This is a genomic window from Streptomyces sp. NPDC058665 (assembly GCF_042714995.1).
Taxonomy (GTDB): Bacteria; Actinomycetota; Actinomycetes; order Streptomycetales; family Streptomycetaceae; genus Streptomyces.
In genome coordinates this window covers 1-17,652 of the sequence record NZ_JBHXRX010000059.1, presented here as the reverse complement: position 1 = coordinate 17,652, position 17,652 = coordinate 1, and the positions used below count along the sequence as shown (strand labels likewise).

15 protein-coding genes and 1 other RNA gene are annotated in these 17,652 nt (G+C 69.9%); 1 reads left to right on the top strand and 15 read right to left on the bottom strand.

Annotated features, from left to right (window positions below; translation table 11 throughout):
- Nucleotides 1-321: 321 nt before the first annotated feature.
- From ACFWV8_RS29995 to ftsE, 15 genes are all read right to left on the bottom strand, one after another.
- Complete coding sequence (locus tag ACFWV8_RS29995) at nucleotides 322-2,865, bottom strand: HelD family protein (RefSeq protein WP_384210873.1); 2,544 nt, start codon at nucleotides 2,863-2,865, stop codon at nucleotides 322-324.
- Between the two features lie 61 nt (nucleotides 2,866-2,926).
- Nucleotides 2,927-3,802, bottom strand: coding sequence for an anti-sigma factor family protein (locus tag ACFWV8_RS29990; RefSeq protein WP_384210870.1), 876 nt, complete (start codon nucleotides 3,800-3,802; stop codon nucleotides 2,927-2,929).
- Entirely contained in the window at nucleotides 3,799-4,431 is a 633-nt protein-coding gene (locus tag ACFWV8_RS29985; RefSeq protein WP_329387100.1) for a sigma-70 family RNA polymerase sigma factor, read from the bottom strand. Before ACFWV8_RS29985 ends, ACFWV8_RS29990 begins: the two co-directional genes overlap by 4 nt.
- Nucleotides 4,432-4,551: 120 nt before the next feature.
- Nucleotides 4,552-5,154, bottom strand: coding sequence for a CGNR zinc finger domain-containing protein (locus ACFWV8_RS29980; RefSeq protein WP_384210866.1), 603 nt, complete (start codon nucleotides 5,152-5,154; stop codon nucleotides 4,552-4,554).
- 194 nt (nucleotides 5,155-5,348) lie between these two features.
- Nucleotides 5,349-5,876 carry a GNAT family N-acetyltransferase gene (locus ACFWV8_RS29975; RefSeq protein ID WP_384210862.1) on the bottom strand — a complete coding sequence of 176 codons (528 nt, stop codon included), beginning with the start codon at nucleotides 5,874-5,876 and terminating at the stop codon, nucleotides 5,349-5,351.
- A gap of 93 nt (nucleotides 5,877-5,969) precedes the next feature.
- The gene (locus ACFWV8_RS29970; protein WP_384210857.1) at nucleotides 5,970-7,112 is read right to left on the bottom strand and encodes a uroporphyrinogen-III synthase; all 1,143 of its coding nucleotides are present in this window, start codon (nucleotides 7,110-7,112) and stop codon (nucleotides 5,970-5,972) included.
- Between the two features lie 61 nt (nucleotides 7,113-7,173).
- Entirely contained in the window at nucleotides 7,174-8,580 is a 1,407-nt protein-coding gene (locus ACFWV8_RS29965) for a nitrate/nitrite transporter (RefSeq protein ID WP_384210852.1), read from the bottom strand.
- Nucleotides 8,581-8,719: 139 nt separating this feature from the next.
- Nucleotides 8,720-9,958, bottom strand: a complete 1,239-nt coding sequence (locus ACFWV8_RS29960; RefSeq protein WP_384210846.1) for an acyltransferase — start codon at nucleotides 9,956-9,958, stop codon at nucleotides 8,720-8,722.
- The gene (locus ACFWV8_RS29955; RefSeq protein WP_384210981.1) at nucleotides 9,955-12,075 is read right to left on the bottom strand and encodes a glycosyltransferase; all 2,121 of its coding nucleotides are present in this window, start codon (nucleotides 12,073-12,075) and stop codon (nucleotides 9,955-9,957) included. Before ACFWV8_RS29955 ends, ACFWV8_RS29960 begins: the two co-directional genes overlap by 4 nt.
- An 89-nt stretch (nucleotides 12,076-12,164) precedes the next feature.
- On the bottom strand, nucleotides 12,165-12,848 hold the full coding sequence (locus tag ACFWV8_RS29950; protein ID WP_384210841.1) for a hypothetical protein: 684 nt from the start codon (nucleotides 12,846-12,848) through the stop codon (nucleotides 12,165-12,167).
- Between the two features lie 341 nt (nucleotides 12,849-13,189).
- Nucleotides 13,190-13,576, bottom strand: a transfer-messenger RNA (tmRNA) gene (gene ssrA / locus ACFWV8_RS29945).
- A 115-nt stretch (nucleotides 13,577-13,691) separates the two neighbouring features.
- Nucleotides 13,692-14,177, bottom strand: coding sequence for an SsrA-binding protein SmpB (smpB, locus tag ACFWV8_RS29940; RefSeq protein ID WP_384210835.1), 486 nt, complete (start codon nucleotides 14,175-14,177; stop codon nucleotides 13,692-13,694).
- A gap of 18 nt (nucleotides 14,178-14,195) precedes the next feature.
- Entirely contained in the window at nucleotides 14,196-15,389 is a 1,194-nt protein-coding gene (locus ACFWV8_RS29935) for a S41 family peptidase (protein ID WP_384210830.1), read from the bottom strand.
- A gap of 67 nt (nucleotides 15,390-15,456) precedes the next feature.
- Nucleotides 15,457-16,374: a permease-like cell division protein FtsX gene (gene ftsX / locus ACFWV8_RS29930; RefSeq protein WP_329387080.1), complete on the bottom strand. Its 918-nt coding sequence runs from the start codon at nucleotides 16,372-16,374 to the stop codon at nucleotides 15,457-15,459.
- A gap of 35 nt (nucleotides 16,375-16,409) precedes the next feature.
- Nucleotides 16,410-17,099, bottom strand: coding sequence for a cell division ATP-binding protein FtsE (gene ftsE, locus ACFWV8_RS29925; protein WP_329387078.1), 690 nt, complete (start codon nucleotides 17,097-17,099; stop codon nucleotides 16,410-16,412).
- 269 nt (nucleotides 17,100-17,368) lie between these two features.
- On the opposite strand from ftsE, the gene ACFWV8_RS29920 reads away from it, so the two are divergent.
- Complete coding sequence (locus ACFWV8_RS29920) at nucleotides 17,369-17,566, top strand: hypothetical protein (RefSeq protein WP_329387076.1); 198 nt, start codon at nucleotides 17,369-17,371, stop codon at nucleotides 17,564-17,566.
- The last annotated feature ends 86 nt before the right edge of the window (nucleotides 17,567-17,652 follow it).

Sequence of the window (17,652 nt, the reverse complement as noted above, 5' to 3'; positions counted from 1 at the left end):
CGCCGCCCGCGTGGGGGGCGTCTTCCTTTCCCTCCCGACCACCTTCCTGTTGGTTGGGGGTCTGGGGTTGGTGGCGTGCATACACTGGGGGGTCCCGGCCGGCGGGGGGCCCGCGCCCCCGCTCCTGTGAAGACGTAATCCGGTGAATGTCCGTGAACACTAAGAAGAAAAGGACGGCACCGACCCGCCATGCTCGCCTCGCGGCAAGTGGTCGCTCGAAGCGACGAAGGTTGGGCCCGGGGGCTTGGATCGAGTCGGTGCCGCCACCAGAATAACAAGCCACCCAGGAAAGTGATTCCCGCAAGTGAGTTGACTTGCGGGTCATTCTCTGAGGAGGTCGGGAACTCCCTGCTCGTCGGGGTCGTCACGGTCCGCAGAGACGACCGTCAGCTGTTGGGTCGCGCGGGTGAGGGCCACGTACAGCACCCGCAGTCCGGCCGGGGACTCGTCGGCGATCTCGGCCGGCGACACGACCACCGTGGCGTCGTACTCCAGCCCCTTCGCCTCCAGGCTGCCGAGCGCCACCACCCGGTCACCGAGCCCCGCCAGCCAGCGTGCCGCCTGTTCCCGGCGGCTCATGGCGACGACCACGCCGATCGTGCCGTCGACACGGTCCAGGAGGCGCGCGGCCTCCTCCCGTACGGTACGGGCCAGGTCACCGTCGCGTACGGCGCCGAAGCGCGGCTCGACACCCGTGGAGCGGACGGCGGCCGGGGACTCCATGCCGGGCATCGCGAGGGCCAGCACCCTGGCGGCGAGGGCGGCGATCTCGGCCGGGTTGCGGTAGTTCACCGTGAGGGTGAAGTGGCGACGCGGGCGGTTGCCGAGGGCCTCGTCGCGTGCCTCGGCGGCCTCGTCCGGGTCCGACCAGGACGACTGGGCGGCGTCGCCGACCACGGTCCAGGTGGCGTGCCGGCCACGGCGGCCGACCATCCGCCACTGCATCGGAGTGAGGTCCTGCGCCTCGTCGACGATGACGTGGGCGTACTCCGTACGCTCCGCCGCCAGCCGCTCGGCGCGCTCCCACTGGGACTCCTCGCGCTGCGGCATCAGCTCTTCGAGCCCGGTCAGCTGGTCCAGCGGGTCCTGCTCGCGGCGCTTGCGCCGGCGGGGCGGTGAGCCGAGCAGCTGCTCCAGCTCGTCGAGGATCGCCACGTCGTGCACGGACAGGGGTCCCGTGCCGTCGGGGCCCGCGCGCCGCAGGGAACGGGCGACCTTCCTGGTCTCGCCCGGGTTGAGGACACGGCGGGCCCAGCGGCCGAGCCGGCGCTCGTCGGCCATCGCGGCCAGCACCCCGCGCGCGGTGAGCTCGGGCCACCAGGCGTCCAGGAATTCGGTGAAGCTGTCCTCGGACGACACGTCCTCGTCGAAGCCGGCGCGCAGTTCGGCGGCCAGTTCGGCGTCGCCGCCGGCCAGGTGGTCCCCGGCCCGTGACGCCGCGCCGGACCTCGCCCACAGGGCGTCGAGCAGGAGTTTGCGGGCGCGCGGGCGCAGCAGGTTGACGGGGGCGGTGCCGGTGAGGGCGGACTGCCTGATGCGGTGCAGCTCGTCGGATTCGAGCTCCAGGCGGCGGCCGAAGGCGACCACCCGCAGCCGGGTGGGGGTCACGGCGCGCCCGGACCCGCCCGACGGGTCGCCGTCACCGCTGTCGTCGCCCCCGAAGGAGAGCTGGCCACCTCCCGGGCCGGCCGCCGGGCCGCCACGCCCGGCGCGGCCCCCGGCGGGCGCCCGGTCCCCCTCCAGGGCCCCGCGCGCCGCCTTGCGCAGCACCTTCAGCATGCGCGCAGAGCCCTTGACGCGGGACACTGCGGGTTCGTCGTACGCGGTGGCCTCAGCGCCGTCCACGAGCGACCCGACCGCGCGGATCGCGACCTGCCCCTCCTCGCCCAGGGACGGCAGCACGCCTTCGGTGTACGCGACGAGCAGCGGCGTCGGCGAGACGACGAGGATGCCGCCCGCGTACCGCCGTCTGTCCTGGTACAGCAGATAGGCGGCGCGGTGCAGCGCGACGGCGGTCTTGCCGGTGCCGGGACCGCCCGACACCTCGGTGACGGACGCGGCGGGCGCCCGGATCACCAGGTCCTGCTCGGCCTGGATGGAGGAGACGATGTCCCGCATGGTGTGGCTGCGGGCCTGGCCGAGGGCCGCCATGAGCGCGCCGTCGCCGATGACGGGGAGCGCCGCGCCGTTCAGCCGCGCGGTCAGCTCCGGGCGCATCAGGTCGTCCTCGACGCCGAGGACCTTGCGGCCCTTGGAGCGGATGACCCTGCGCCGTACGACCCGGCCGGGGTCGACCGGGGTCGAGCGGTAGAACGGCGCAGCGGCGGGCGCGCGCCAGTCGATGACCAGCGGCGAGTAGTCGGAGTCCAGGACTCCGATACGGCCGATGTGCAGCGTCTCGGCGATGTCGGCGGTGTCGTCGTCGCGTACGGCGTCGTCGGCGGGCTCCACGGAGGTGTACGCGCCGTCCGGGCCCTTCTTGCCGTCCTTGCCGCGCAGCAGGTCGACCCGCCCGAAGAGGAAGTCCTCGAATTCGTTGTTGAGCCGGTTGAGATGGATCCCGGCCCGGAACACCTGCGCGTCGCGTTCGGCGAGCGCGCCGGGCGTGCCGACCTGACCGCGCTTGGCGGCGTCGTTCATCAGGAACTCCGCCTCGTCGATCTTCTCTTCGAGGCGGCGGTAGACCTGGTCGAGATGTTCCTGCTCGACACCGATCTCACGGTCGCGTACGGAGTCGGCCCCCGCGGCGCGCGCGGGGTCCTTCCCCGTCGCGTGAACGGGGTCGCTTATGGCGTCGTTTCCCTTGTCCCGTACGGAATCGACCACCGATCCGGCGGATTCAACAGCGGCATCCTGCGCGGCCACCGAGGCCCCCTTCTGACGTGCACTGGGCAGCCGTCAACCGTACGCGAAGGGGGCGGGTATGTCAGGCCTCGACCTCCACCAGACGCTTGCCGTCGAAGGTCCGGACCTCGAAGTGGTCGATGTCGTTCCGCTCCATGGCCGAGCCGCCGTGCACGTACAGCGGGTTCTTCGCCATGTCGTGCGTGCTGTCCGGGATGCCGTAACCCCACTTCGGCACGGCCCAGGAGGTGACGATCTCCTCCTCGCCGGTCTTGGACACGGCGATGAGGCTGCACTTGAGCGGCCCCTTGACGTTCTTCAGCTCCAGGACCGCGTGGGTCCCCCAGCCCTTGGGCTCCATACCGACGGTCGCGCTGACCTTCGTCGTGGGGTCCGTCGCCTCGACCTTCTCCGGCATGTGCTGGAAGAAGGCGTCCTCGGCGGGGCTGGTGGGGTGCGGGTCCCCGGCCTGGTTGCTCGTGCCACCGTCGCCGGAAGTGGCGACGACCGCCACCGCGGGACCGCCGATGACCAGCGCGGCAGCAGCGGCCACCAGATACATCGACCGGCGCCTGCGCTTGGCGCGCTTGACCGCGACCTCGTCCACGAGCCGGTCGAGCAGCCGCGGACTGGGCTGCACGGTGACGGCGGGGGCCATCGGCGGCGCGGGCGCGGTGTGCCCGAAGGGCGACGCCGAGGGGGCCGCGGACCGCCCGAAGGGATCGGACCGGCCGAACGGCGACGACTGCCCCACCGGGTCCGGATTGTCCGCCAGCATGGCGAGCATCGGCTCCATCCCGGCGAACTCCTCCAGATGGAGCGCGCAGATGTGGCAGCCGGCGAGGTGCGCCTCGAAGGCGGTGGCGTCGGCCTCGTCCAGAATGCCGAGCACGTACGCCGCCGCCGCGTCGTGTGCGGTCGTGCCGTCGCCCTGCCCGGACTGCTCGTACGTCGTCATGCCGAGACCCCCCTCTCCTCCAGCGCGAGCTTCATGGACCGCAGTGCGTAGAACACCCGCGAACGCACGGTCCCACTGGGTATACCAAGCGTCTCGGCGGCCTCGTTGACCGTGCGTCCCTTGAAGTACGTCTCCACCAGAACTTCCCGGTGGGCGGGGGTCAAATCATCGAGGGCATCAGAGAGCGTCATCAGCCACAACGCCTTGTCGATCTCGTCCTCCGCGGGCATGACCTCCAGCGGCGACGGGTCGACCTCCTGCGGCCGGGCCTGCCGGCTGCGGTGACCGTCGATGACGATGCGCCGTGCGACCGTCACCAGCCAGGGTCGGACAGAGCCGGTCGCCCGATTGAGCTGACCGGCGTTCTTCCAGGCACGGATGAGCGTTTCCTGCACGACATCCTCGGCCCGTTGCCGGTCACCCGCGACGAGTCGCAGGACGTAGGCGAGCAGCGGTCCGGCGTGTTCCCGGTAGAGGGCGCGCATCAACTCCTCGTCGGGAACGGAGGAATTGGTGCGCTGTGCCTCGCTCCGGTGCCGGGCCCGGTGAGGTCGGTCATCGGCCACGGCCGCATCCTTGCGCACCTGAACCTCCCGGGTCGAGACCTTGAGACGGCTGCTTGTTCCCATCACGGTGACTTACGGACCCGTGAAGGGATCTGCTCAACGGCGCAGCGGAAATCTTTCAAGATCTTTATACGGAGGTGCCCGAGCCGGACCAGGACCGGGGTCGGGCGTGGGTTCGGCGGGTCAGGCGCGGGCGAGTGCCGCGCGGCGGCGGTGTCTCGCGACTCGTTCCCTGTTGCCGCACACCTCGCTGGAGCACCAGCGGCGGCGTCGGCCTCGTGAGGTGTCCAGGTACACCCGCCGGCAGCTGTCGCCCTCGCACTGCCGCAACCGCGCCCGCGCGACGGGGTCGGTCAGCAGGTCCACCGTGTCCCTGGCCACCGCCGCGAGCAGCGCGCCGCATTCGGGTTCGTCGCTCAGGGTGCGGACGAGGCCGCCGCCCGGCTCACGTACGGCCCGGATCCCGGGCGGTGCGCCGGCCGCGATCGCGTTGACGCGCTCCAGCGCCGCTGCCGCGTACCGTCCGTCGATCTCCGCGTGTACCAACTGGCCCACGCAGTCGCGCAGTTCGTGGAAGCGCCGGACCCAGCCGGTGTCGACGCCGATGAGCGGGGTACCCGGGGGTACGAGGCCCGAGCCGGTGAGCCACCGGCCGAGGAGTCCCGCGTCGTCCGCCGGCGGCTTCTCTTCGAACCCCTTCGGGTCCGGCTCTCCGGTGGCCACCAGATCCAGGCAGACGCGCCCGGAGTCGAATCTCCACTCGTACGAGCCCACGCCCGTAGTCATGTGCCTGTCACCGCCTCGGTACCGTACTGCCGCTTACTCCCCAGAGTGCATGCCCCGGCACGACTCCGGCACCCCTCCGGAAGCAACTCAACTCAACCTCGTCCGGTGAATTCTGGGCGCGGGACGGAACCCCGGCCCCCGGAACGCCCTCTTACGGCTTTACGGTTCGGCCGGTTCTGCTTCCGCCGGCGGCGCTACAGCGCCCTGTTCGGCGGCCCGTCGTGCAGGATCCGCTGGTAGAGATGGTGGTCACGCCAGGCCCCGTCGATGTGCAGATAGCGCGGCGCCGTCCCGATGAGCCCGAACCCGCATTTGCCCAGGACCCGTTGCGAGCCGACGTTGGACGGCATCGTGCTCGCCTCGATCCGGTGCAGCCCCAGATCCTCCAGAGCGGCCCGGCAGACCTCCTCGACGGCGCGGGTGGCCAGTCCGCGCCCGGTGTACGCGGCGTCGGTCCAGTAGCCGAGGCTCGCGCTGCGGAACGGTCCGAGGACAAGGGTCGAGAGGGTGGCCTGGCCCACGACGTCGGGCCCGTCGACGAAGAGCCAGCGCAGGGCGGAGGGGTCGGACAGCAGGGTGGCCTGCGCCTCGGGGGTGAAGAAGTCCGCCGGGCGGTACGGCGACCAGGGACCCATGTGATCCCTGTTGCGCAGGAGCGCCGCGGCGAGAGCACCGGCGTCCTCCGCGCGCGCGGGCCGGAACTGAGGAGAGTCGTTGACCATCCGATTAAAATAGACGCCCAGGTTCCGGTTCGGTACCGCAGCGGGTGCCCGTGATCGACGGACGGTCACCGGCCGCTGTTCGAACCCCCGCCCTCACGCGCTGTCGTACTTCGTGCCGGCCGCCGGATCCAGCGCCAGCCGGTAGCCGCGCTTGACGACCGTCTGGATCAGTTCCGGCGCCCCCAGTGCCGTACGGAGCCGGGCCATGGCGGTCTCGACGGCGTGCTCGTCGCTGCCCGCCCCCGGCAGGGCCCGCAGCAGATCGGCCCGCGACACCACCCAGCCCGGCCGCTTGGCGAGCGCGGTCACCAGGGCCATCCCGGCGGGCGGTACGGGCCGGGGCTCGCCGTCCAGCAGCACCGCGTGGCCACGGATCTCGAAGCGGCGGCCCGCGACCGTCAAGGTCCGTGTGCGGCCCGGCAGTTCGAGGCAGAGGACCTGAACAAGCGGGCCCAGACGGAAGCGTTCGGGCTGCACGGTGTCGATACCGTGCTCCTGGAGCGGCAGGGCGGTGACAGGCCCGACGCAGGCGGCGAGCACATCGTGGTGGAGCGCCTCGACCAGCACGTCCAGCAGACCGCGCTCCCTGGCCCGCGAGAACAGCGACGCGGCGGCGGGCGCACTGGTGAACGTGACGGCGTCCAGGGTGCGCGCGACGGTCGCCTCGATGAGCCGGTCGACGGGCGCGATGTCCTCGGGCGGCATCCAGCGGTAGACCGGTACGACGACGACCTCGGCGCCCCCGGCCCGCAGCGCCTCCACGAAACCGGGCAGCGGCTCCCCGTGCAGCTGGAGCGCCACCCGGCGTCCGTCGACGCCCTCGGTCAGCAGCCGGTCGAGCACCTCCGCCATGGACTCGGACTCCGGCGACCACTCCTCGGTCAGCCCGGCGGCACGGATCGCGCCCTTCACCTTCGGCCCGCGCGCCAGCAGTTCGGTGCCGCGCAGACACTCCAGCAGGTCCTGGCCGTGCCCCCAGCCCTCGGCCGCCTCCACCCAGCCGCGGAAGCCGATGGCCGTCGTGGCGATCACCACATGGGGCGGGGCGGCGATCAACTCCTTGGTGGCGGCGAGGAGTTCGGTGTCGTCGGAGACCGGCACGATACGCAGGGCGGGGGCGTGCACGACGACGGCGCCGCGCCGCGTGAGCAGCGCCCCCAGTTCGTCGGCGCGCCTGGCGGCGGTGACGCCGACGGTGAATCCGGCGAGTGGGCCGTGCTGCTGCTGTTCGGACATGATCTGGTGTCCCGCTCTCTCGTCCGTACGGCTCCGGTACGGCTCCGACGCGGAGCCGGGCTCACACCTCCGCGTAATCGAGACCGCGCCGCATGCCGCCCCCGGCTCCGGTCTCCGCCTCCGTCGCCGGTCCGGCCGTCTGCTTCCGAAGGTATACCGCCCAGGTGAGCGCCGAGCACACCGCGTAGAAGCCGAGGAAGGCCACGAACGCGGCGGTGCCCGTCCCGCCCGACTGCTGGAAGGACTGCCGGAAGGCGAGGTTGACCCCGAGCCCGCCGAGGGCGCCGACGGCACCGATCAGCCCCATGGACGCGCCGGAGAGCCGGCGCCCGTACCGCGCCGCCGCCTCCCCCGTCAGGCCCCTGGCCAGGGCTTTCGTCTGGAAGATGCCGGGGATCATCTTGTACGTCGAGCCGTTGCCGAGGCCGCTGAGCAGGAACAGCGCGGTGAAGCCGACGAGGAAGACGGGCAGCGACTCGGTCAGCGAGGCGAAGATCACCACGACGGTCGCCGCCGCCATCCCGGCGAAGTTCCACAGGGTGATACGGGCGCCGCCGTGCCGGTCGGCGAGCCTGCCGCCGACGGGCCGTATCAGCGAGCCGAGCAGCGGTCCCACGAAGGTCAGCGAGGCCGCCTCCAGCGGCGTACGCCCGAACTGTGTCTGGAGCACCAGACCGAAGGCGAAGCTGTAGCCGATGAAGGAGCCGAACGTCCCGATGTAGAGCACGGCCATGATCCAGGTGTGCCGGTCGCCCGCGGCCTCCTTCGCGGCCCCGGTGTCGTTGCGCACCGGTGCCAGGTTGTCCATGAACAGCGCGGCGCAGACGGCGGCGGCGACGATCAGCGGCAGATACACCGCGAGCACGATCCGGGGGTGCGTGGCCCCGGCCGTCCCGATCACCAGCAGCCCGACGAGCTGCACGACGGGGACGCCGACGTTGCCGCCCCCCGCGTTGAGGCCGAGCGCCCAGCCCTTCTCGCGCAGCGGGAAGAAGGAGTTGATGTTGGTCATGGAGGAGGCGAAGTTGCCGCCGCCGAGGCCGGTGAGCGCGGCGACGGCCATGAAGGTGGTGTACGAGGTCCCCGGCTCCATCACCGCGTACGCGGCGCCGGTCGGCAGGAGCAGCAACAGGGCGCTGAAGATCGTCCAGTTGCGTCCGCCGAAGCGGGCGACCGCGAAGGTGTACGGGATCCGTACGAGGGCGCCGACGAAGGTGGCCATGCCGATGAGGAAGAACTTCCCGGCCGGGTCGACGCCGTACTCGGGCCCCATGAACAGCACCATCACCGACCAGAGGGTCCAGATGGAGAAGCCGATGTGCTCCGAGAGCACGGAGAAGAGCAGATTGCGCCGGGCGGTCCTGCGGCCGGTCCGCTCCCAGAAGACGGGGTCCTCCGGATCCCACCGCTCGATCCATCGTCCCCGTCCGGCGCCGGGTGCCTCATCGGTGATCGTCGGGCCAGTCATCGCGCCTCCACTGACGGTGCGGTTCGAAGACTCCCGACCGTAGGGACGCCGCGTTTCACCCCGGTGCCCCGAGATGACCGGCACGCAACCTTGCTCTCACCCGGGGGCGGGCGCGGCTGTGAGCCCGCCCCCGGGCCGGTCAGAGGCCCCCGGACGGGACCGGCTCGGCGCGGTGGGACCCCTTCGGGCCGCCTGGGCCGCTCGGACCGCCTGGGCCGCCTGGGCCCCGGCGGCGGCCCGAGCCGCCCCGGCCGTTCGGCCAGAGCCTCGGCCGCCGCTTCGCCGCGAGGTCCTCGACCCAGCCGAAGGCGAGGATCGCGAGCGCCAGCAGCGGCCAGATCAGGATCGGCGGCAGCACCGAGTAGAGCGGGTCCACCAGGCCTTCGTGGTCGTACAGCGCGGGCACGTCGTATAGGGGGTCGATGAGCGGATAGATCGCCATGATCAGCAGGTTGTGCCAGAGATAGACCGTCACGGCACGGTTGTTGGCGAGCGTGATCACGGAGTCGAACCGCCGCAGCCTGCCGGGCAGTTCACGCCAGGAGGGCGCGTACTGGAGCAGGATCGCGCAGAAGCCCAGCGACCAGGTCGCCTGGGCCAGCGGGATCTCGTCCAGATTCCAGCCCTCGTCGGTGAGATGCCCCGAGGCCCACCAGATCCCGAAGGCCATGCCGAGGGAGGCCAGCGAGACCGTGATGTAGCGCGGCACCCGGCTGAACAGGCCGTCGTGGTGCGCGAAGCCGAGGATCCAGCAGGCGCCGTAGACCGCGAAGCCCGTGAGCCCCTCGCCCGTCTCACCGGGGACCTCCACCAGTCCGGTGCCGACGACCGCCGTCAGGGCGATCGGCGCGAGCAGCGTCGCCCACGGCGCCCGCCGGAAGGCCCACAGCAGCAATGGCGAGGCCAGGACGAACCAGAGATAGGTACGCAGATACCAGAGCGGTCCCGCGGCCTGCTCGGCCCAGTCCTTTTCGAGGAGCCCACTGGCGTCGCCGCTCTCCCACGGGTACGGCGGCGCCGCGACCGGGACCACGTAGTTGGCCAGCTTGAGGAACCACCAGAGGCCTTCCTCGCGTACCGGCTGCCAGCCCACCACGAACATCACCGGGACCACGAGCAGCGCGAACACCCACATCGGCGGCAGCAGCCGGCGCATCCGGCCCCGGACGACGGCCCACGACGTCCTGCCGCCGAGCGAGCGCGCCATCAGCGAGCCCGCCAGCGCGAACATCACGCCCATGGACGGGAAGAGGACCGTCAGCCAGGCCCAGCCGAAGATGTGGTAGATCACCACCCGGCCGAGTGCCACCGTACGCAGGAGGTCGAGATAGCGGTCACGCCCGGACGGGCGCCCGCCTTCGACGGAGCCCTCGCTCATGCCACCGGCCCCCGGACGTCGTCGCGCCGCCTGGCGGTCGTGGACCCGGGCGCCTCCACGGCGCCCGTGCGCCGCAGCTTCTGCCAGCGGAGCCGGCCCCCGGTGAGGGCGGTGATCCAGGACTGGAGCAGCACCACGTACATGAGCTGCCGGTAGAGGATCTGCTGGAGCGGCAGCGAGATCAGATGGATCATGCGCTCGCGGTCGAGCCGGAAGGCGTACGCGGCGCAGACCGCCTGTACGGCCAGCACACCCAGCCACGCGATGACGGTGTTCCTGGTGGGGCCGAAGACCAGCCCGTACAGCAGGAACACGTCGATGAGCGGCGCCAGCAGCGGGAACAGCACCATGAACAGCGAGACCAACGGCAGTCCGACGCGGCCGAAGCGCCCGGAGGGACCTCGTTCGATCACCGCCCGGCGGTGCTTCCAGATCGCCTGCATGGTGCCGTAGCTCCAGCGGTAGCGCTGGGACCACAACTGCTGTACGGACTCGGGGGCTTCGGTCCAGGCGCGGGCCCGCTCCGCGTACACGACCCGCCAGCCGTCGCGGTGCATGGCCATGGTGATGTCGGTGTCCTCGGCGAGGGTGTCCTCGCTCATCCCGCCGACCCGCTCAAGTGCCTGGCGGCGGAAGGCGCCGACGGCGCCGGGGATGGTGGGCATGCAGCCCATCAGGTCGTACATCCGGCGGTCCAGATTGAAGCCCATCACATACTCGATGTGCTGCCAGGCACCGATGAGGGTGTCACGGTTGCCGACCTTGGCGTTGCCCGCGACGGCCCCGACCCTCGGATCGCCGAACGGCTGGACCAGCTCCCGCACGGTGGACGGCTCGAAGACGGTGTCACCGTCCATCATCACGACGATGTCATAACTGGCGTGCGCGATGCCGTTGTTGAGGGCAGCGGGCTTGCCGCCGTTGGCCTGCCGTACGACATGGACGTTGGGGAGCCACATCGCCTCGACGATGTCCGCCGTGCCGTCCGTCGAGCCGTCGTCGATGACGATGACCTCGATGGGATGGTCGCTCTCCATCAGGGAGCGGACCGTGTTGGCTATGCACTCGCGTTCGTTGTACGCGGGCACGAGGACCGTCACCGGTTCGGTGACCGGCTCGCCCCAACTGAAGCCGCGTCTGCGCACCTTGCGCGCGTGCGCGAAGGACAGCACCAGCATCAGCCCGAACCGCCCGATGACCAGCACGCCGATCACGGCGAGCCCGGCGACCAGCGCGCTGGTGGTGGCCTCGGAGACGGCGACGGCCCCGACGAAGGCCTTGCCCTTGAGCAGTTCGACACCGGAGACACGCGTGTGCGCGCTCGGTGCGCCCAGCGCCTCGGTGAGGTTGGCGAACTCGTACCCCTTGTCCTGCATCTGCGGCAGGAGTTCGTCCAGCGCGGCGACGGTCTGCGAGCGGTCCCCGCCGGAGTCGTGCATCAGCACGATCGCACCCCGCGGGCTCTTCGGGGTGGCGTTACGGATGATCACCTCGGCGCCGGGACGTTTCCAGTCCTCGCTGTCGGTGTTGTTGAGCACGGTGATGTAGCCGAGGCTGCCGATGTACTCGGTGACCGGCCAGGACTTGTTGTCCATCGCGTCGGCGAAGGAGGAGTACGGCGGCCGGAACAGCGAGGTGCGGATGCCCGCCGCGCCCGCGAGCACCATCTGGTTCTGGGTCAGCTCCCAGTCGATACGGGACTCCGACTGGTAGGAGAGGTCCGGGTGGTTGAAGGTGTGCAGACCGATCTCATGGCCCTCGTCGACCATCCGCCGCACCAGCTCCGGATGGCGCGATGCCATGGTGCCGGTGACGAAGAAGACGGCGTGCGCGTCGTACTCCTTCAGCTTGTCGAGGACCTTGGGCGTCCACTCCGGGTCGGGTCCGTCGTCGAAGGTCAGCACGAGCCTGCGGTCGGGAATCCTGAGCGCCTTGGCCGTGGTCTCCCCGCGGGCGTCTATGACCGGGCCGCCGCCCAGTATCCGGTCCGGCACCTGGTTGGTCGGGGCCGGCGGGCGTACGCGATGGTCCGCCAGGATCTCGCTGTGCACATAGCCGCGGAGCATCAGCATCGCGAGCAGGGCCACGAGAAGCAGGGAGGGAAGCAGATAGCGCATGGGCAGTCTGCGTCCGGCGACGCGCCCCTGCTTCCGCTTGATCTGTCCGTGCTCGGGGGACGGGGCCCGTCTGCCAGAAGGGTTCATTTCTACCGGGCGCCTTCCGCGGCTGACTGCTGGCCGTCCTGATCAACGGGTGGATCGACGGGCGCGGAGTCCGTCGGAGTGGGGCCGGGACCGGGGTCCGTACCGGGATCGACCGACCCGGGTTCGGACTCACCGGGGTCCGGATCGGGGTCCGGGTCGGGCTTCGGATCCGGCGGGTCCGGCTTCGAATCGGTCTTACCGGGTTTCGGGTCCGGGTCGGGCTCGCCGGAGGGCGAGCCGGACGGGTCCGGCCCCTCCGGGGATCCGGTGCTCGCACCGGTCGGCTCCCGCGAGCCGGCGGCGGACTCCGTGGGGCTCGGGCCTGAGCCCCCGGAACCCGGTGTGGCCGACACGGTGGGCCGGTCCTTCGGGGGCGGCTGTATCTCGACCTTGTCCGAGTCGCGCTTGTCACCGACGCCGGGTATCTGGAGCCAGGGAGCGCTGGAGTCGCCGCCCATCAGGGACGCCACCAGGGCGACGGCGTAACAGGCGCTGGCTATCGCCAACACCCAGCCGAGACGCCGGAGTTTCTTGCTCCGCCGGCCGCTGGCATCGACGAAGACGGGACCTTCGGAGCCGTCGGCGGCGCGTGCCGCTGGGCCGGGACCGCCGTCGGCGTCCATGGCCGGGCCGGGCAGCTCGGAGAGCTGTCGCCCCAGACCGTCGAGCTCGACGGTGACATCCATCGGCTCATGCGTATGCCCTTTTTGGGCATCTTCTCGCCAATTGTTCACTGAAGTACGCACATCCCCCACACAGGATCACTGGGTGCGCGCATGAAAGCCGGCCGGATACGGACGTCGACCGGGTCCCCAACCCGGACCGAGCGCCCCCCACCACTTGCACCCGAGCCCAGAATGTAGCGCACGGCGACCATGCCCGTGCACCTACTTCAGCAGTTGTTGGGCGTCTGTACGACTTCGTTGCCGAACGGCCGATCTTGAGGGAAAAATACCCTCCGCCCGGTCGGGCGCACGGCGAAGGCCCCGCTGCCGACAGGCAGCGGGGCCTTCGCCTCACATGGGAACTGTGGAGATGGCGGGAATCGAACCCGCGTCCAACGGTGCGGAACCAGGGCTTCTCCGAGTGCAGTTCGCTACGCTTTTCTCGGCCCCGGAGATCACGCGAACAAGTCTCCGACGGGCTCAGTCACTGTTTAATTTCCCACTGTGCCCCGTGACCGGACGCAGTGGTTTAGTTCCCTAGTTGATGCCAGGATCCGGGTCGGGAACACCCCCGGGCTGACACTCCACGGAGTCTTCGCTAGCTGCTAATTAAGCAGCGAGAGCGAAGGTGGAGGAATCGCGCTTGGAATTGGCGATTATTGTTTGCGACATATGGTTAACGAGATCATTGCCGCTTCCTCGACTCGCTTCCCCTGCCTCGACATCCGCTGTCGAAACCGATCATCCCCATGTTGATTTTTCAAACGCCGTCCCTGCTCTGCGGGACTCCGTCCATGATACGTGACCAACGACGGGCCCTGCCACCTTATTCCGCCCGTGGGGCGATCAGGCCCGCCGGCCGCGTCAGGCCCGCTGGCGGCGGCGAACGGCCGAGACCGCGCGCTCCGTCTCCCGCCGGTCCTGCTTCTCACGCAGCGTCTGGCGCTTGTCGTACTCCTTCTTGCCCTTCGCCAGCGCGATCTCGATCTTGGCCCGGCCGCCCTTGAAGTAGAGGGCCAGCGGCACGATCGTGTGACCGGACTCGTTCGACTTCTGCTCCAGCTTGTCGATCTCCAGCCGGTGCATCAGCAGCTTCCGCTTGCGCCGCGCCGAGTGGTTGGTCCAGGTGCCCTGGGTGTACTCGGGCACGTGCACGTTGTGCAGCCACGCCTCATGGTCGTCGATCTGTACGAAGCCGTCCGTCAGGGAGGCGCGTCCCTGGCGCAACGACTTGACCTCGGTACCTGTCAGCACGAGACCGCACTCGTAGGTGTCGAGAATGAGGTAGTCGTGCCGCGCCTTCTTGTTCTGCGCGACCAGCTTGCGCCCTGTGTCCTTTTCCTTTGCCATAGTGCGTTCATTTTCGCACTACGAGCCGCCTCCGAGGCCACTCAATACTGTGCGGGCCCTCTCCTGGGCCTCTTCGGCCACCACCAGGTCGGGTGTGATGCCCTTGTCGTCGACCTTGTGACCGGACGGAGTCCGGTAGTGCCCGACCGTGAGCTCGGCCACGGAACCGTCCGGCAGCCGGCTCGGCATCTGTACGGAGCCCTTGCCGAAGGTGGGGGAACCGACCGTGATCGCCCGGCCACGGTCCTGGAGAGCGCCGGTGACCAGCTCGGCGGCGCTCATCGTGCCGCCGTCGACGAGCGCCACCACGGGCCGCTCGGTGTCGCCGCCCGGATCCGCGTACAGGGAGCGCTGCTCGCCCCGGACGTCGTACGTGGCGACGAGGCCGCCGTCGAGGAAGGCGGAGGCCGCCTGGACGGCCTCGGTGACCAGCCCGCCCGCGTTCCCCCTCAGGTCGAGCAGGACGCCCGTGCCCCTGGGTGCCTCCAGGACGGCGTCCCTGACCTGCTTGCCGCTGCCCTTGGTGAAGGCGGCGACCTTGATCACGAGAGCCCCGTCGGGGGCGGTGTCGAAGGTGACGGCGTCCGTACTGAGGCTGGCCCGGCGCAGCGTCTCGGTCCACCGGTGGCCGCCGCGCGAGAGGCCGAGGACGACGGTGGTGCCCGCGGAGGCGTCCTGTGACCGGCCGGTGTCCCGGTCCGTACCGTCCCCGCGCAGCATCGCGACGACCTCGGTCACGGGACGAAGGCCCACCGCTTCGCCGTCGATCGTACGGAGGATGTCACCGGCCCTGATGCCGGCCCGTGCGGCGGGGCCGCCCGGCTGGACCTTGCTCGCCGCGATCCGGCCGTCGGCCAGCCGCTTGGCCGAGAGACCCACCCCGGTGTACTTGCCGTCGAGGGCCCGCTCGAATTCCTCGTACTCACCCTTGTCGTAGACGGCGCCCCAGCGGTCACCGCTGCGGCTGACGACATCCTCGGCGGCCTCGGTGGCCGACTTCCCGTCGGCCATGGCTTCGGCCGCCGCTCTCGCGACCTCGTCCCCGTCGGCCGTGGAGGCGACGGAACGGGTGCTTATGCGGGCGGCTTCCTCGTCGGCGCGGGGCAACGAGTCGGTGGCCGCGGCGGTGGCGAGCACACTCGCGAAAAGCAATGTCAGGGCCGCCCCGCGGTAGAACCCGTGGGGCCTGAGGCGATTTTCGTGGCCCGGCATGGCGACGAGTCTAGGACAACCCCCGGCGCCGCAGCGCGGCTTGGCGAGACGACGCCAGGGGCGATCGTCACACCTTGAGGTACTTGCGCAACGCGACCGAAGCGGCAACTGCCGGCATCAGCAGACCGATGACCAACACCAGCGGCAGGACGGCCAGTACGGCGTCCCAGCCGATGAAGTTGACGAGCTGCATCTTGTCCTCCAGCGCGATGCCGCCGTCGATCAGGAAGTAACGCCCGGCCAGGAGCAGGACGCAGGCGACGACGCCGCCGATGAGCCCGGCGAACGCGGCCTCCATGATGAACGGCATCTGGATGTAGAAGCTCGACGCTCCCACCAGCCGCATGATGCCGGTCTCGCGCCGTCTGCTGAACGCGGACACCCGGACGGTGTTCACGATCAGCATCAGGGCAATGACAAGCATCAGCGCCATCACTCCGAGCGCGGCGACATTCATGCCCTGCATCAGATTGAAGAGGTTCTCCAGGATGTTGCGCTGGTCCGCGACGGACTGCACACCGTCCCTGCCCTCGAAGGCGGTTGCCACCACCTTGTACTTCTCCGGGTCCTTCAGCTTGACCCGGAACGACTCCTGCATCTGGTCCGGGGTGATCATCCCGGCGATGGGCGTCTCGCCGTACTGCTCGCGGTAGTGCTTGTACGCCTCGTCGGCGGTCTCGTGGTAGACCTCCTCGACGATCTCCATCTTCTTGAGGTCGGCCTCGATGGTCTTGCGCTGATCGGCGGTGACGGGACCCTTCTCGCACTTGTCGGTGGTCTCGGCGTCACCCTTGTTGCACATGAAGATCGAGACGTTGACCTTGTCGTACCAGAAGTCCTTCATCACGCTCACCTGCTCGCGCATGAGCAGTGCGCCGCCGAACAGCGCGAGCGAGAGGGCTACGGAAATGATGACGGCGAACGTCATCGTCAGATTTCGGCGGAGACCGACGCCGATCTCCGACAGGACGAACTGGGCGCGCATGGCGTCCTTTCAGCTTTCGATGCTCTTCGCGGTGCTCAGTGCTGGTAGCCGTAGACGCCTCGCGCCTGGTCTCGCACGAGACGGCCCTTTTCGAGCTCGATCACACGCTTTCGCATCTGGTCGACGATGTTCTGGTCGTGTGTCGCCATCACCACAGTCGTGCCGGTGCGGTTGATGCGGTCCAGCAGCTTCATGATGCCGACGGAGGTCTGCGGGTCGAGGTTGCCGGTCGGCTCGTCCGCGATCAGCAGCATGGGGCGGTTGACGAAGGCCCGCGCGATCGCGACGCGCTGCTGCTCACCACCGGAGAGTTCACCGGGCATCCGGTCCTCCTTGCCGCCCAGTCCGACGAGATCGAGGACCTGGGGGACGGATTTACGGGTCTCGCCACGGGACTTGCCGATGACTTCCTGGGCGAAAGCGACATTCTGCGCGACCGTCTTGTTCGGCAGGAGGCGGAAGTCCTGGAAGACCGTGCCGAGTTGACGGCGCATGCTCGGTACCTTCCAGTTCGACAGCCGCGCGAGGTCCTTGCCGAGGACGTGCACCATGCCGTGGCTGGCGCGCTCCTCACGCAGGACGAGGCGCAGGAAGGTCGACTTGCCGGAGCCCGACGAGCCCACCAGGAAGACGAATTCCCCCTTCTCGATTTCGAGGGAGACATCGCGCAGGGCGGGTCGGTTCTGCTTCGGATAGGTCTTGGAGACGTTGTCGAATCGGATCACGGGTGCACCACGGTCGGCCGGGAGTAGGTGAGCGAGACCTTACGCGACCGGGCGAGGGCCGCGCAGTCGGCCGCCGGGGTTGGTCCGGGCATGGGTGATTTATCACGGATGCCGACGGGCCGCCACCGGGGACGGACCGGGTGTAATCCGACGGGGCGCGCCGAAATGAGCGGGAGCTGGCACAGTGGTACGGGGAACGGTGGTGTTTCCCGGAGCGTTGAGCGGAGTGAGAGTGCCCGCGGCTCCGCGGCGCGGGAGGAGGAGAGCGCATGACCTTTGATCGGCTGGTGTGCGCCAACTGCGCGGGACCCGTCAGCGAGGGCCGGTGCCATGTCTGCCGCGCCAACAGGCAGCGGCTGGAGCAGGCGGGCCCCCTCGGCGGTCTGAGCCCGGTGGCGCTGCTGACCCTGCTGGTGGTGCTGATAGCGGCGGTGGCCCTGGTGGCGGTGGGGCATCAGACGGCCTGAGCCGTCTGAAGACGTACGGAAGGGCCCCGACCCCCAAACGGGTCCGGGCCCAACCCAATTGGCAGGGAGACAAGGTGGCGGCAGGG

Bases quoted from the DNA above. Each gene is read 5' to 3' on its own strand.
- ACFWV8_RS29965 (WP_384210852.1), bottom strand. From the start codon at position 8,580: ATGACTGGCCCGACGATCACCGATGAGGCACCCGGCGCCGGACGGGGA.
- ACFWV8_RS29975 (WP_384210862.1), bottom strand. From the start codon at position 5,876: ATGGTCAACGACTCTCCTCAGTTCCGGCCCGCGCGCGCGGAGGACGCC.
- smpB (WP_384210835.1), bottom strand. From the start codon at position 14,177: ATGGCAAAGGAAAAGGACACAGGGCGCAAGCTGGTCGCGCAGAACAAG.
- ACFWV8_RS29950 (WP_384210841.1), bottom strand. From the start codon at position 12,848: ATGGATGTCACCGTCGAGCTCGACGGTCTGGGGCGACAGCTCTCCGAG.
- ACFWV8_RS29935 (WP_384210830.1), bottom strand. From the start codon at position 15,389: ATGCCGGGCCACGAAAATCGCCTCAGGCCCCACGGGTTCTACCGCGGG.
- ftsX (WP_329387080.1), bottom strand. From the start codon at position 16,374: ATGCGCGCCCAGTTCGTCCTGTCGGAGATCGGCGTCGGTCTCCGCCGA.
- ACFWV8_RS29955 (WP_384210981.1), bottom strand. From the start codon at position 12,075: ATGCGCTATCTGCTTCCCTCCCTGCTTCTCGTGGCCCTGCTCGCGATG.
- ACFWV8_RS29960 (WP_384210846.1), bottom strand. From the start codon at position 9,958: ATGAGCGAGGGCTCCGTCGAAGGCGGGCGCCCGTCCGGGCGTGACCGC.
- ACFWV8_RS29985 (WP_329387100.1), bottom strand. From the start codon at position 4,431: ATGGGAACAAGCAGCCGTCTCAAGGTCTCGACCCGGGAGGTTCAGGTG.
- ACFWV8_RS29990 (WP_384210870.1), bottom strand. From the start codon at position 3,802: ATGACGACGTACGAGCAGTCCGGGCAGGGCGACGGCACGACCGCACAC.
- ACFWV8_RS29970 (WP_384210857.1), bottom strand. From the start codon at position 7,112: ATGTCCGAACAGCAGCAGCACGGCCCACTCGCCGGATTCACCGTCGGC.
- ACFWV8_RS29920 (WP_329387076.1), top strand. From the start codon at position 17,369: ATGACCTTTGATCGGCTGGTGTGCGCCAACTGCGCGGGACCCGTCAGC.
- ACFWV8_RS29980 (WP_384210866.1), bottom strand. From the start codon at position 5,154: ATGACTACGGGCGTGGGCTCGTACGAGTGGAGATTCGACTCCGGGCGC.